This window comes from Duffyella gerundensis (assembly GCF_001517405.1).
GTDB lineage: Bacteria > Pseudomonadota > Gammaproteobacteria > Enterobacterales > Enterobacteriaceae > Duffyella > Duffyella gerundensis.
Genome location: NZ_LN907827.1, coordinates 94917 through 109045, shown reverse-complemented (window position 1 = coordinate 109045; position 14129 = coordinate 94917). Strand labels below are relative to the sequence as shown.

Annotated in this window: 14 protein-coding genes; 7 read left to right on the top strand and 7 right to left on the bottom strand. The window is 54.0% G+C overall.

The window, feature by feature from the left end; all coding sequences use genetic code 11:
• Positions 1-43 precede the first annotated feature (43 nt).
• Together glpK and glpX are read left to right on the top strand one after the other, a co-directional pair.
• Positions 44-1534, top strand: coding sequence for a glycerol kinase GlpK (gene glpK, locus EM595_RS00510; RefSeq protein ID WP_067426723.1), 1491 nt, complete (start codon positions 44-46; stop codon positions 1532-1534).
• 104 nt (positions 1535-1638) lie between these two features.
• On the top strand, positions 1639-2649 hold the full coding sequence (glpX, locus tag EM595_RS00505; RefSeq protein WP_067426721.1) for a class II fructose-bisphosphatase: 1011 nt from the start codon (positions 1639-1641) through the stop codon (positions 2647-2649).
• Here glpX and emrD read toward each other — a convergent pair.
• Positions 2646-3830: a multidrug efflux MFS transporter EmrD gene (emrD, locus tag EM595_RS00500; protein ID WP_067426718.1), complete on the bottom strand. Its 1185-nt coding sequence runs from the start codon at positions 3828-3830 to the stop codon at positions 2646-2648. The genes glpX and emrD overlap by 4 nt on opposite strands.
• Positions 3831-4131: 301 nt before the next feature.
• On the opposite strand from emrD, the gene fpr reads away from it, so the two are divergent.
• Positions 4132-4878: a ferredoxin--NADP(+) reductase gene (fpr, locus tag EM595_RS00495; RefSeq protein ID WP_067426715.1), complete on the top strand. Its 747-nt coding sequence runs from the start codon at positions 4132-4134 to the stop codon at positions 4876-4878.
• On the opposite strand, the gene EM595_RS00490 is transcribed toward fpr, so the two are convergent.
• Positions 4869-5309 carry a DUF805 domain-containing protein gene (locus tag EM595_RS00490; protein ID WP_067426712.1) on the bottom strand — a complete coding sequence of 147 codons (441 nt, stop codon included), beginning with the start codon at positions 5307-5309 and terminating at the stop codon, positions 4869-4871. The two genes, fpr and EM595_RS00490, sit on opposite strands and share 10 nt — an antisense overlap.
• 96 nt (positions 5310-5405) lie before the next feature.
• On the opposite strand from EM595_RS00490, the gene EM595_RS00485 reads away from it, so the two are divergent.
• Positions 5406-5996: a YiiQ family protein gene (locus EM595_RS00485; RefSeq protein ID WP_067426709.1), complete on the top strand. Its 591-nt coding sequence runs from the start codon at positions 5406-5408 to the stop codon at positions 5994-5996.
• A gap of 112 nt (positions 5997-6108) precedes the next feature.
• Positions 6109-6876 (top strand): triose-phosphate isomerase, encoded by a 768-nt coding sequence (gene tpiA / locus EM595_RS00480; protein WP_067426706.1) that lies wholly within the window; start codon positions 6109-6111, stop codon positions 6874-6876.
• On the opposite strand, the gene EM595_RS00475 is transcribed toward tpiA, so the two are convergent.
• From EM595_RS00475 to cpxP, 5 genes are all read right to left on the bottom strand, one after another.
• Positions 6877-7656, bottom strand: a complete 780-nt coding sequence (locus tag EM595_RS00475) for a CDP-diacylglycerol diphosphatase (protein WP_067426703.1) — start codon at positions 7654-7656, stop codon at positions 6877-6879.
• Positions 7657-7797: 141 nt separating this feature from the next.
• The gene (locus tag EM595_RS00470; protein WP_067426701.1) at positions 7798-8787 is read right to left on the bottom strand and encodes a sulfate ABC transporter substrate-binding protein; all 990 of its coding nucleotides are present in this window, start codon (positions 8785-8787) and stop codon (positions 7798-7800) included.
• Between the two features lie 147 nt (positions 8788-8934).
• Complete coding sequence (gene pfkA, locus EM595_RS00465; RefSeq protein WP_067426698.1) at positions 8935-9897, bottom strand: 6-phosphofructokinase; 963 nt, start codon at positions 9895-9897, stop codon at positions 8935-8937.
• Positions 9898-10105: 208 nt separating this feature from the next.
• On the bottom strand, positions 10106-11008 hold the full coding sequence (fieF, locus tag EM595_RS00460) for a CDF family cation-efflux transporter FieF (protein WP_067426696.1): 903 nt from the start codon (positions 11006-11008) through the stop codon (positions 10106-10108).
• A gap of 365 nt (positions 11009-11373) precedes the next feature.
• Entirely contained in the window at positions 11374-11883 is a 510-nt protein-coding gene (gene cpxP / locus EM595_RS00455) for a cell-envelope stress modulator CpxP (RefSeq protein WP_067426695.1), read from the bottom strand.
• Positions 11884-12033: 150 nt separating this feature from the next.
• Here cpxP and cpxR point away from each other — a divergent pair, with 150 nt between their 5' ends.
• Positions 12034-12729 (top strand): envelope stress response regulator transcription factor CpxR, encoded by a 696-nt coding sequence (gene cpxR, locus EM595_RS00450; RefSeq protein ID WP_067426689.1) that lies wholly within the window; start codon positions 12034-12036, stop codon positions 12727-12729.
• A complete protein-coding gene (gene cpxA, locus EM595_RS00445; RefSeq protein WP_067426687.1) occupies positions 12726-14099 on the top strand; it encodes an envelope stress sensor histidine kinase CpxA in 1374 nt (457 codons plus the stop codon). The genes cpxR and cpxA overlap by 4 nt, the downstream gene beginning before the upstream one ends.
• Positions 14100-14129 lie beyond the last annotated feature (30 nt).

The following is a 14129-nucleotide window of genomic DNA, read 5'->3' as shown; positions in this document are numbered from 1 at the left end:
TATTTCATCAGGAACTGAACATGACTACTAAAGAAAAAAATATATCGTCGCACTCGACCAGGGCACGACCAGTTCACGTGCCGTCGTGCTCGACCATGACGCCAACATTGTTGCCGTATCACAGCGCGAATTTACCCAAATCTATCCGAAAGCTGGCTGGGTTGAACATGACCCAATGGACATCTGGGCATCGCAGAGCTCTACGCTGGTAGAAGTGCTGGCGCATGCTGATATCAGCTCCGATGAAATCGCGGCAATCGGTATCACCAACCAGCGTGAAACCACCATCATCTGGGACAAAGAGACCGGCAAGCCGATCTACAACGCCATTGTTTGGCAGGATCCGCGCACCGCCGATTATTGCCACAAGCTGAAAAAAGAGGGTCTGGAAGAGTATATCCAGCACACCACCGGCCTGGTAATTAACCCGTACTTCTCCGGCACCAAAGTGAAGTGGATTCTGGATCACGTAGAAGGATCGCGCGATCGCGCAAAACGCGGCGAGCTGCTGTTCGGTACCGTTGATTCCTGGTTGGTCTGGAAAATGACCCAGGGACGGGTGCACATCACCGATTACACCAACGCCTCACGTACCATGATGTTCAACATTCACAAACTGGAATGGGATCAGCGCCTGCTGGATATCCTTGATATTCCGCGTGAAATGCTGCCAGAAGTGAAATCTTCTTCTGAAGTATATGGCCAGACCAACATCGGTGGTAAAGGCGGTACGCGTATTCCTATCGCCGGTATCGCTGGTGACCAGCAGGCTGCGCTTTACGGCCAGCTTTGCGTCCAGCCCGGCATGGCGAAAAACACCTACGGCACCGGCTGCTTTATGCTGATGAACACCGGCACCGAAGCGGTCACATCGACGCACGGCCTGCTGACTACCATCGCCTGCGGCCCACGCGGTGAAGTTAACTATGCGCTGGAAGGTGCGGTATTTATCGGTGGTGCAGCGATTCAGTGGCTGCGTGATGAGATGAAGCTGATCAGCGACGCAGCGGATTCTGAATACTTTGCCATGAAAGTTAAAGATGCCAACGGCGTGTATATGGTGCCTGCCTTTACCGGCCTCGGCGCGCCATATTGGGACCCGTATGCACGCGGCGCCCTGTTCGGCCTGACGCGTGGTGCCAATGCCAACCACATTATCCGCGCCACGTTGGAATCTATCGCCTATCAAACGCGCGATGTACTGGAAGCGATGCAGAATGATGCCAACACCCGCCTGCAGTCACTGCGCGTGGACGGCGGTGCCGTTTCCAATAACTTCCTGATGCAGTTCCAGTCAGACATTCTCGGCACACGCGTAGAACGTCCGGAAGTGCGCGAAGTTACCGCGCTGGGTTCCGCTTACCTTGCCGGCCTGGCAGTAGGCTTCTGGAACGATCTGGATGAAGTGCGCGCGAAAGCGGTGATTGAGCGCGAATTCCGCCCAAGCATCGAAACCACCGAACGTAACCACCGTTATGCTGGCTGGAAACGTGCGGTTGCCCGTGCACAAGCGTGGGAAGAACACGAAGAGTAAGCCCGTCCGTCAGCCTGCGGAGGCCCTCTCCGCAGGCTCATTCTCTCCCCTTTTCCCGCTGTGATACACTTCCTGCCTCAATTTTTCCCTTTCCGAGGCATGCCATGAAACGAGAACTCGCCATTGAATTTTCCCGCGTTACCGAAGCCGCTGCGCTGGCTGGCTATAACTGGTTAGGCCGCGGAGACAAAAACGCAGCTGACGGCGCGGCGGTCAATGCCATGCGAATTATGCTTAATCGGGTCGATATTGATGGCCAGATTGTCATCGGCGAAGGCGAAATTGACGAAGCGCCGATGCTCTATATTGGCGAAAAAGTCGGTACCGGCAACGGCGATGCGGTGGACATTGCGGTGGATCCGATTGAAGGCACGCGCATGACGGCAATGGGTCAGGCAAACGCACTGGCGGTGCTGGCGGTCGGTGACAAAGGCTCATTCTTGCACGCGCCTGATATGTATATGGAAAAGCTGATTGTCGGCCCTGGTGCCAAAGGTCATATCGATCTTAATCTGCCGCTGGAAGAGAATATCCGCCGTGTCGCAGCCGCACTCAACAAACCGCTGAGCCAGCTCACCGTGACCATTCTGGCGAAACCTCGCCATGACAGCGTTATCAAGCAGTTGCAGCAGCTTGGCGTAAGAATCTTTGCGTTTCCCGATGGCGATGTGGCGGCATCCATTCTGACCTGTATGCCGGACAGTGAAGTGGACGTGCTTTATGGCATCGGCGGTGCGCCAGAAGGCGTCATTTCGGCAGCGGTGATTCGCGCGCTGGATGGTGATATGCAGGGCCGCCTGCTGCCTCGTCATCAGGTTAAAGGCGACTCGGCGGAAAATCGCCAGCTTGGCGAACAGGAGCTGCAACGCTGTGAGCAAATGGGTATTCAGGCCAACAGCGTATTGCAGCTTGATGAGATGGCGCGTAACGATAACGTGATTTTCGCTGCCACCGGCATTACCAGCGGCGACCTGCTGAAAGGCATTACCCGCCAGGGCAATATGGCGACCAGTGAAACACTGCTGATCCGTGGCAAATCACGCACCATCCGCCGTATTCAGTCGGTGCACTATCTGGACCGTAAGGATGCACAGCTGCATCCTTACATTATCTAAGCGCCCTCGGCCGCGTAGACCGGCCGCTTCGAAAGCGGCCACCAGCAAAACAGCATCAGCAAGGCGGTAATAAACATCAGCATGCCAAGATTAAACTGGTCATGCTGCGGTAAAAACGCCGAGAGCCAGGCGATCACCCCGGAACCCAGATTTTGCATGCCGCCAATCAGCGCACCGGTGGTGCCCGCCAGCCAGGCGTAAGGCTCCATCGCCCCTGACGTAGCCAGTGGAAACAGCATGCCCGCACCAAAGAAAAACAGCGATGCGGGCACCAGCAACGTCCAGATATTCATCACGCCAAACCAGGCAGGGATCCACATCATGATTCCCGCCAGCAGGCAGCTGTTGACGCCGTACCACACCAGCGTGGAGAACGGTTTGCTGTCGCGGCCGGCAAACCAGGCACCGAAAAACGCCGCCGGAATCGGCAGGATAAACAGAATGCTGACGGTAAACGCATTGAGTCCCAGCACGCCGCCCAGCAAAATGCCGCAGCTCGCTTCAAACACCGCGATACCGGCCAGCGCGCCAATCAGAATCACCAGATAACGAGCAAACTGCGTATCTTTTAACAGCGGCTTATAGCGCGCCACGATCGACAGCGGCGCGGCGATCGGTGGCCGCGTTTCCGGCAGATAGCGCGCCATCGCCGCCGTTACCGCCAGGCACAGCAGCAGCAGAAACGCAAAGCAGGCGTGCCAGCCGAACAGATGCGTCAACAACGCCCCGGTGACCGGCGCCAGCAACGGGCTTACCAGAATCCCCATATTTAACAGGCTATTTGCCTGTCGTAATGCCACACCGGAATAGAGATCGCGCGGCATGGTACGTGCCATCACGCCCGCTACGCCGGTGCCCATGCCCTGAATGGCGCTGGCCGCCACCAGCACCGAGAGCGAGGTGGCGAAAATAGCGGTAACTGCACCGAGGATAAAAATGGCCATGCCGGTGAAGATAACCGGGCGACGGCCAATGCTGTCTGAAAGCGGACCGTACAGCAGCTGTGAGCCGCCATAGGTGATCAGATACGCGGCCATTACGCGCTGCAGCACGCCTGCGTGCACGTTCAGATTCTCTGCCATTTCGGCCATCGCCGGAACGTATATCGTCTGTGCCATCTGCCCAACGGCGACCAGCACAATCAACATCAGTAAAACATACTGATTTTTAATAGGTTTCATTTTCCCTGCCACAATATCGTCATGATAGCTGCCGCTTTTTTCAGCGTACTGTGCTGGCGGTCAGCCTGTGGCGGAGAAAATATCAGGTATTGTCTTCAATACGGCAAAATCAGCGGAAAGAGATGGCGATGCAGCGTAAGCAATTTGGCGCAGTGCCGTAAGCAAATTTGTACGCTAAGCCCGCGTAATGCGGCAGTAAAGTTTGTTGATAAGAGCCTTTGAGAATTAGCGGAGTAGAAATCCTGCTCATCTGCCGCCAGGATAATGTGCAGAGCCAGCATAAACAGAAGAGGACGATCCGATGGCAGAATGGGTTAACGCCACCGTAAAGGAAGTGAAAAACTGGACCGACAGCCTGTTCAGCCTCGTGGTTAACGCGCCGGTAGACCCTTTTATTGCCGGGCAATTTGCCAAACTGGGGCTGGAGATTGACGGACAACGCGTGCAGCGGGCGTATTCCTACGTCAATGCACCCAACAATCCCGATCTGGAGTTTTATCTGGTCGATGTACCTGATGGCAAACTCAGCCCACGTCTGCACGCGCTACAAGCCGGGGACAGCCTGATGGTGACCAAAGAGGCGGCAGGTTTTTTCGTGGTCGATGAAGTACCGGAATGCGATACGTTGTGGATGCTCGCGACCGGCACCGCCATTGGCCCCTATCTTTCTATCCTGCAGCAGGGAGAAAACCTCGCGCGCTTTCAGCATATCGTGTTGGTGCATGCCACGCGCTATGCCGCCGACCTGAGTTATCTGCCGCTGATGCAGCAATTGCAGCAAAGCTATAGCGATAAGCTGCGCATTCAAACCGTGGTCAGCCGTGAGCAAGTGGCGGAGTCACTGACCGGCCGTGTGCCCGCCCTGATTGAGAGCGGCGAGCTGGAAAGTCGTGTCGGCCTGACAATCGATGCAGAAAGTAGCCACGTTATGCTGTGCGGCAACCCGCAGATGGTGCGCGATACGCAGCAGGTATTAATGACATCACGCGAGATGCGTAAGCACCTGAAGCGTAAACCGGGTCATATCACCAGCGAACATTACTGGTGAGCCGATTTTTCCGGTAAGAACAGCACCGGCTTTGCGGCGGTGCCATAACGATTGGCGCCCTGCGTGCCGGTAAACACGCCCAGCTCCAGCATCGTTATCAGAAAAATAACGGTGGGCAGCAATCGCCCCAATAGCCATTGCAGGGTGCCATCCAGCATCGACCAGTTGCCTGCCAGCAGCATCCACGCCACCACCAGCAACAGCGCCCAATAGCCGCGCCTGTTGCGATCGTGTAATCGCTTCACCACCGTGGCGCTGGTCGGCCACAGCAGGCAGACCACCATAAACGCTGCCATTTGCGTATCCAGCCAGCCTACGCCTGCCAGACTGAAAAGCGCGATCATTAGCACCAGCCACAGCGCCTGCCAAATCCAGAAGTCGCGTCGTCCGAGCCGTCCACGATAAGAGAAAAGCCACTGTTGTAAGGTCATGCTGCACGCCTCTGAAAATTTCCTGCGGTCATTTTGACTTTGGCAGGTAAAAACCGTTTTAATCTGGGGCTGAGTTTACTGGTTAGGGCTGACAAAATGAAGATTGCGCCGCGTGCGGCATTGCTGCTGAGTATCCTGGCTTTTGGCTCGGCGAGCGCTGACGATCGGCCGCTGGATCGTGCTGAGCATATGCCCGCAGCGCCCTATCTGCTGGCTGGCGCACCGACCTTCGATATGACCATCGCACAGTTTCGTGAAAAATATAACGCGGCAAATCCCGCCCTGCCGCTGAGCGAATATCGTGCTATCGACAGCCGCGACGATAAAAGTAACCTGACGCGCGCCGCCAGTAAGATTAACGAAAATCTCTATGCCTCTACCGCGCTTGAGCACGGCACCGGAAAAATAAAGACGCTGCAGATTACCTGGTTGCCGATCCCCGGCCCGGATGAAGACGCTGCACAGCAGAAAGCGATCGCCTATATGGCGGCCCTGCTGCGCTTTTTCTCTCCCACCCTTTCGCCGGAAGAGGCGACGCAGCGCATTACCAAACTGCTCGCTCAGGGCAAGGGTTCTCGCTACTTTACGCAGACCGAAGGCGCGCTACGCTTTGTGGTCGCAGATAATGGCGAAAAAGGGCTGACCTTTGCCATCGAGCCGATCAAACTGGCTCTGGCAACGCCTTGAGCATCGTGGCAAAAATGACGAAAAGCAAAGCCTTCACCTCTTTTGATCTCTATACTGTCTGGCAGCCATCACTGCCGTTGGCAGTGCTATTTAACGTATCGCGGAGGGTATCATGCGACATCCATTAGTTATGGGTAACTGGAAACTTAACGGCAGCAAAAAGCAGACGGGTGAGTTGATTGAAGGTTTGCGCAAAGAGCTGAGCGGTGTGGAAGGCTGTGGCGTTGCCATCGCGCCTTCTGCGCTTTACCTTGATCAGGCGAAGCACGCTATCGCAGGCAGCCACATCGTTCTCGGCGCACAAAACGTCGATGTGAACCTTTCCGGCGCGTACACCGGCGAAATCTCGGCTGAAATGCTGAAAGATATCGGCGCGAAATATATCATCATCGGCCACTCTGAGCGTCGCACTTATCACAAAGAGAGTGATGAGTTCATCGCCAAAAAATTTGCCGTGCTGAAAGAAGCAGGTCTGGTGCCAGTACTGTGCATCGGTGAAACCGAAGCGGAAAACGAAGCGGGCAAAACAGAAGAAGTGTGTGCACGCCAGCTCGATGCCGTGCTGGAAACCCAGGGCGCTGAAGCGTTCAACGGCGTGGTTATCGCTTATGAACCTGTCTGGGCGATTGGCACTGGCAAATCCGCTACGCCAGCACAGGCACAAGCAGTACATAAATTTATTCGCTCGCACATCGCCAAAAAAGATGCGGCGGTTGCTGAGCAGGTCATCATCCAGTACGGCGGTTCCGTCAACGATAAAAATGCAGCTGAACTCTTCACTCAGCCTGATATCGACGGTGCACTGGTCGGTGGCGCGTCATTGAAAGCGGATGCGTTTGCCGTGATCGTTAAGGCAGCAGCCGCGGCGAAAAAAGCGTAATTATCCTTGGGCGGCAGCAGTGCCGCCCTTCAATAAAGCACATTGATGATCCTGCAACTCCTCCGCTGAACCGTAATTCAATCGCAGCCAGTTCTGTTCCACTGCCATTAACGCTAATCGCCCATCTTTCAGCTTCGCTAACGCCATGCCCTGCTTACCCATGCTGTCGCGCCGTTCAGGACGTTCTGTTGCCAGCCGGATAAACACGCTCTGTTGCATCAGCTCAGCTTCACTTAGGGTTCTGATCAGATAAGGATGGTCGAGCAGCGGTTCGACTTGCCACCGTGGCCCAAGCCGATCGCTCAGCGCATCAAGCCGCTGACGCACATCGGGTCGCAGGCAGGAGATGTGGATATGCAGCTGGTTTTGCGAGCGGCCGTAATGAGAGTTTATCGTCAGAGAAATGACGCTATCCGCAACGGGCGCGCCCAGCCGTTGTGCCAGCAGGCTGCGTTGCTGCCATGCCAGCGCGAAGAAGTTAGGCGTGCTGGATTTCAACAGCACCGGGCTTTCGACGCCGCTTATCTTTTCCAGCGGCAGCAGCAGATACTGCAGCGGCCCGTTGCGATCCTTTAAGGTTGCATAACCCTGGCTGACGTTAACCTGCTGACAGGGCGCAGGATTACCACTTTTCGCCGCCGGCACGCAGCGCTCATGAACAATTTCCCACAGCGCATCAGCGTTTTTGTGGCGATAAAAGGCGCTCGCGAGCAGTGCCACAATGAACAGCAGTAATATCAGCATTAGCACGCGCAGCAGCGCCGGGTTTTTCGCTTTCATCAGATGAGTCCGTCAGCGTGTAAAAACGCATTCTCGCGGAGAAAGATGACTATTTTACGATGAGAGCGTGCGCAAGAAAGGAAAAGCAGATGGGAATGACAGCAGAAAAGTAAAACGGGGCGAGATTCGCCCCGTCAGCCATTAGGGCTTCATAACCTGATCGTAGGTACCGCCGTCGGCAAAGTGTGTTTTCTGCGCGGCAGCCCAGCCACCGAATTTGTTGTCGATGGTGAACAGCTTGACCGGCGCAAAAGTGCTGGCGTATTTCTTCGCCACCGCCGCATCACGCGGGCGGTAGTAATTTTGCGCGGCGATCTCCTGCCCTTCGGTGGAATAGAGATACTTCAGATAGGCATCGGCAACGCTACGTGTGCCGCGCTCGTCTACCACGCGGTCAACCACCGAAACGGTCGGCTCAGCCAGAATGGATTCACTCGGCGTAACGATCTCAAATTTATCTTTGCCCAGCTTGTTTACCGCCAGATAGGCTTCGTTTTCCCAGGCAATCAGTACGTCGCCCAGGCCGCGCTCAACAAAGGTATTGGTCGCGCCGCGCGCGCCGGAATCCTGAACTTCCACATTTTTAAACAGCGCGCGAACATACGCCTGCGCTTTGGCGGCATCGCCGTTGTTGTGGTCCAGCGCCCAGCCCCAGGCAGCCAGATAGTTCCAGCGCGCACCACCGGAGGTTTTTGGATTCGGTGTAATCACTGAGACGCCTGGCTTAGTCAGATCCTGCCAGTCGTGAATATTTTTGGGGTTACCTTTACGCACCAGGAAAACGATGGTCGAAGTGTAAGGTGCAGAGTTATCAGGTAAACGCTTTACCCAGTTTTTATCAATGCGCCCGCGTTCGGCAATCGCATCGACATCGGACTGCAGCGCCAGCGTGACCACATCAGCGCGAATACCGTTAATCACCGAGGTGGCCTGCTTACCTGAGCCGCCGTGCGACTGGCGTACCACCACATTATCCCCGGTTTCCTGCTTGTAGTGAGCGCTGAACGCTTTGTTGTATTGCTCATACAACTCACGCGTAGGGTCGTAGGATACGTTCAGCAGCTGAACATCCTTCGCCAGCACGCTGGTTGATGCCATTAACAGGGTAAAACCGATGCTCCACTTGTTCACAATGCTGACTCCCGGGGTTGATGTCCCAAAAGCGTGACATAAAGCGAAGCATGAATTAAAGAATTAAAAATTAGCTAATATACTTTTATGGAATATACGCAGAGACAAAAAAGGCGCTGACCGCGCAGCGCCTGTTGAACAACTAACTTAGTAAAGTTTCTTAGCGGTATCGAGCCAGTCGCCTTTGAAAGGCCGCTTCATATTTTCAATGGCGTCGATAATGTCATGATGCACCATCTTCTCATTCTGAATGCCTACGCAACGGCCGCCGTAGCCCTGCAGCAGCAGCTCAATCGAGTAAGCCCCCATGCGTGAGGCAAGAATGCGATCGTAGGCAACTGGGGCGCCACCACGCTGAATATGGCCCAGCACGGTCGCACGCGTTTCACGCTTGGTTTCCGATTCGATATAGCGGGCTAAATCGTCGATATCACAAATGTGCTCGGTGATGGCCACGATGGCGTGCTTCTTGCCCTTGGCAATCCCCGCTTTAATTTCTGAAACCAGCTCTTCGCGCGTGTACGGGATTTCAGGTAGCACGATGAATTCGCATCCGCCGGCAATTGCAGCCGCCAGGGTTAAATCACCACAATAGCGACCCATTACTTCAACGATAGAAATACGCTGGTGAGAAGAGGAGGTATCGCGCAGACGGTCGATAGCTTCTACCACGGTTTCAAGGGCGGTGAAGTAACCGATGGTGTAATCGGTGCCCGCTACGTCATTGTCGATGGTGCCCGGCAGACCGATGCAGGGAAAGCCCATCTCCGTTAAGCGCTTCGCACCCATATAAGAACCGTCACCACCAATAACCACCAGCGCATCGATACCGCGCTTCTTCATGTTATCAATCGCGACCGCGCGCACTTCATCGTTGCGGAATTCAGGAAAACGCGCTGACCCGAGGAAGGTGCCGCCGCGGTTAATCATGTCTGATACGCTGTAGCGGTCCAGGTTGGCCATGCGATCTTCATACAGGCCCAGATAGCCGTCATAGATACCACAAACTTCAAGCCCTTCACTCAGTGCGGCGCGAACCACACCACGAATGGCTGCATTCATGCCGGGCGCATCACCGCCGCTTGTCAGTACACCGATTTTTTTGATCATGACAACCTCTGGATTGGTCAAAACTAAGGTGAATTCAGCATGCCTTATAAATCAGACATGGTTAAGTGTGTGATACTAAAGTTCATAATGGCAAATAGTATATCAAAGCCTGAAAGCTGAATTGATTCAGGTCAGACAAGTTTTCGCTAAAAATTATACTATTTGCGTAGCGTGGCAACTTAATGGCAAAAATGCCGCGTTTTACCTGCTACAGGTCAAAAAAACCTTGTTTTTCTACTGCAACCGTTGAACAGGGATCCTGATGAATAATCACATCGGAGCCTGGAAATTTTTTTAACAGCGCCTGTTCAATATCGTCGGCAATCTGATGTGCCTGAAACAGCGGCAAAGTGTCATCGAGTTCGAGATGCAGCTGAATAAAACGCGTCGGACCTGCCTGACGCGTGCGCAACTCGTGCGCGCCACGAATACCCGGCCAACTGCTTAACAAGGTGACAATCATCTGGCGCTCATTTTCGGGCAACGCGCGATCCAGTAAACCTTGCACCGCTTCATATCCCATGCGCAACGCATTGAAAAGAATCCATATGCCAATACCCAACGCGAACAGCGCATCGGCACGATGAAATCCGTACCAGCCCAGCACCAGTGCCACTAAAATAGCACCATTCATGATGACATCAGACTGATAGTGCAACATATCTGCGCGAATCGCCTGGCTGCGTGTTTTTCTTACTACCCAGCGCTGGAAGGCGACCAGGATCAGCGTGGAAATAAGCGCAATGATCGTTACCACGATTCCGACAACAGGCGCATGCAAAACCTGCGGCCGGGCCAGCGCCTGAATACCGGTCAGGAACAAAAACAGCGCCGAGCCAGAAATAAACATACTTTGCGCTAGCGCCGCCAGCGATTCTGCCTTGCCATGGCCAAAGGTGTGTTCCGCATCGGCCGGCTGTAAAGCGTAACGCACCACCAAAAGATTCGTCAGCGACGCGGCAATATCAACCAGCGAATCCACCAGCGCGGCGAGAATACTGACGGAGCCGGTATACCACCAGGCAAAAATTTTGACGATCAGCAGTGAACCAGCAAGCGCAGTAGCGGCGATGGCTGCAGCATTCACCAGCCGGGCGTAAGAGGCATTCATGCATGTGGCTCCATCATTCTGCCGTAAGATGATTGAAATTATGGCAAAAACAGACGGGAATAGCACATTGCGGTGTAAGAGCTGCTTAAGTCAGGTAGCGATCTGAAAGGAATTATTACGTCCACTGTAAGCAAAAACATCCTCGTGAAAGTGTCCACATTGTGTCCACACGCAGCCAAAAACGCTTTAAATTGACCACAAAATGGGCCGTTAAAAAGCCTTCACGCCGCTTAAATATCGCAGATAAATGATTGATTAAGTTGAACTAAAAAGCGATTTTTTAGACAAAAAAACCCCGCCATCATGGCGGGGAAGACAGGGATGGTGTCTATGGCAAGGAAAACAGGGATACTATGTTACTGGTATTACGGGGCATTACTGGTACTGCTCACATGCTGCAGCGAAGAATCTCGCTGCATGTTCGCCAGCTTACGTAGTTGATCCATACGCTGCTGGTGATTCCGCTTCAAAACAGCCTGCTGAGACGGTGTTAACAGGTGATACATCTGATTGCGCACACGCGCCATTTCAACCTGTCGCTGGGCTTCCGCCTGTGCCATCTTTTCCGCCTGCTGACGAATGGCTGTTTCGTTAAAATTGTCTGCAATGACCAGGTCATGCATATCTTTATAATCATCAATACTGACTGGGAGACGCTCATGTCTCGCTTGTTGCATTAAATCGCGCATTTGCTGGCGTTGTTGTTCTGTTAACTGGATGCCATCAAACATGTGACTTTGCGGATTTTGCGTCATACTGCCTGTCGCTAATCCACCATCATGATGCATCTCGTCAATCGTCGTAGCGCCTTCTGCCTGTGCGGTACTGTTTAGTGCCAACGCTGAGGCAAAGACGACGGCGGTCAATTTGCGCATCGTTTACTCCCAGTTTGTTTCGTATTGCGATTCAACGAGATTCAGTCTACGGCGATGGCTGCAAACAAGCGTCAGGGGGTGTAAAACTACGTAAAGCGATGGATTGGCATGCTGGGATCACGTTATTTTGCCTGCGGAGGGCAATAAAAAATGAATAAAATCCTATTGGTTGACGATGACCGCGAATTGACTTCGCTTTTGAAAGAACTGTTAGAAATGGAAGGGTTTGAAATTGTGGTGGCTGGCGACGGTGAGCAGGCACTTAATCTTTTAGACAACTCTATCGATCTGTTATTGCTTGACGTAATGATGCCGAAGAAAAACGGCATTGATACGCTGAAAGAACTACGCCAACAGCACCAGACACCGGTAATTATGCTGACCGCACGCGGCAGCGAGCTCGATCGCGTGCTCGGCCTTGAGCTCGGTGCCGATGACTACTTACCTAAACCCTTCAACGACCGTGAGTTGGTTGCACGCATACGCGCCATCCTGCGGCGTTCCAACTGGAGCGAGCAGCAACAGCACGACAGCAGTTCGCCAACGCTGGAGGTCGACCACCTCCGTCTCAATCCGGGCCGTCAGGAAGCCAGCTTTGATAACGTTACGTTAGATCTTACCGGCACCGAGTTCACGCTGCTCTATTTGCTGGCTCAGCATTTAGGTCAGGTGGTATCACGTGAGCATCTTAGTCAGGAAGTGCTGGGCAAACGCCTGACGCCTTTTGATCGTGCCATCGATATGCATATCTCTAATCTGCGCCGGAAATTGCCGGAACGCCGTGATGGACATCCATGGTTTAAAACCCTGCGTGGCCGCGGTTATCTGATGGTCTCCGCAACATGATAAGCAGTTTGACTACGCGCATTTTCGCTATTTTCTGGCTCACGCTGGCGCTGGTGTTGATGTTGGTATTGATGGTTCCCAAACTGGATTCCAGGCAAATGACGGCGCTGCTTGAAAATGAGCAGCGCCAGGGAACCATGATCGAGCAGCACGTTGAGGCGGAACTATCCCAGGATCCGCCCAATGATTTGATGTGGTGGCGCAGGCTGTTGCGCGCCATCGACAAATGGGCACCGCCCGGTCAGCGTCTGTTGCTGGTAACCAGTGAAGGTCGCGTTATCGGCGCACAGCACAATGAGATGCAGGTTATTCGCAACTTTATTGGCCAGTCTGATAATGCCGATCATCCGCAGAAGAAAAAGTATGGGCGCGTTGAGCTGGTTGGGCCTTTTGCCATTCGTGATGGTGAAGATAATTACCAACTTTATCTGATTCGTCCGGCGCCAAGCTCACAGCTCGACTTTATCAACCTGCTGTTTGATCGGCCGCTGCTACTGCTGATTGTCACCATGTTGATCAGTTCACCGCTGCTGCTCTGGCTGGCGTGGAGCCTGGCAAAACCGGCTCGCAAATTGAAATATGCGGCGGACGAAGTGGCCAGTGGCAACCTGCGACAGCATCCGGAACTGGAATCTGGACCACAGGAGTTCTTAGCCGCCGGATCCAGTTTTAATCAGATGGTTAGCGCGCTGGAGCGTATGATGACCGCGCAGCAGCGGCTGCTGTCCGATATCAGCCATGAGCTGCGTACGCCGTTGACGCGTCTGCAACTGGCTACCGCGCTGCTGCGTCGTCGTCATGGTGAAGGCAAAGAGCTTCAGCGCATCGAAACGGAAGCACAGCGCCTGGATGGCATGATTAACGATTTGCTGGTGCTGTCGCGTACGCAGCATAAAAATGCGCTGGTCAGTGAGGCGATGAAGGCCAATCAGTTGTGGAACGGCGTGCTGGAAGATGCGCGCTTCGAAGCTGAGCAGATGGGGAAAAAGCTGGAGATACCTTATCCGCCCGGCCCGTGGCCGCTGTATGGCAATCCACATGCGCTGGAGAGTGCGCTGGAGAACATTGTTCGCAATGCGCTTCGCTACTCACACAGTTTTATCAGCGTCAGCTTCTCGGTCGATAATCAGGGCATTACCGTACATGTCGATGATGACGGTCCGGGCGTCAGCGCTGAGGATCGCGAGCAGATCTTCCGGCCATTTTATCGTACGGATGAAGCGCGCGATCGTGAATCTGGCGGTACCGGCCTTGGTCTGGCTATTGTTGAAACCGCCATTCAGCAGCATCGCGGCTGGGTAAAGGCGGACGACAGTCCACACGGCGGTCTGCGTCTGACGCTGTGGTTGCCGCTGTATTCAGCACGGTAATTTGCTATTCTGCGGCCCTCGCTTTGGGGG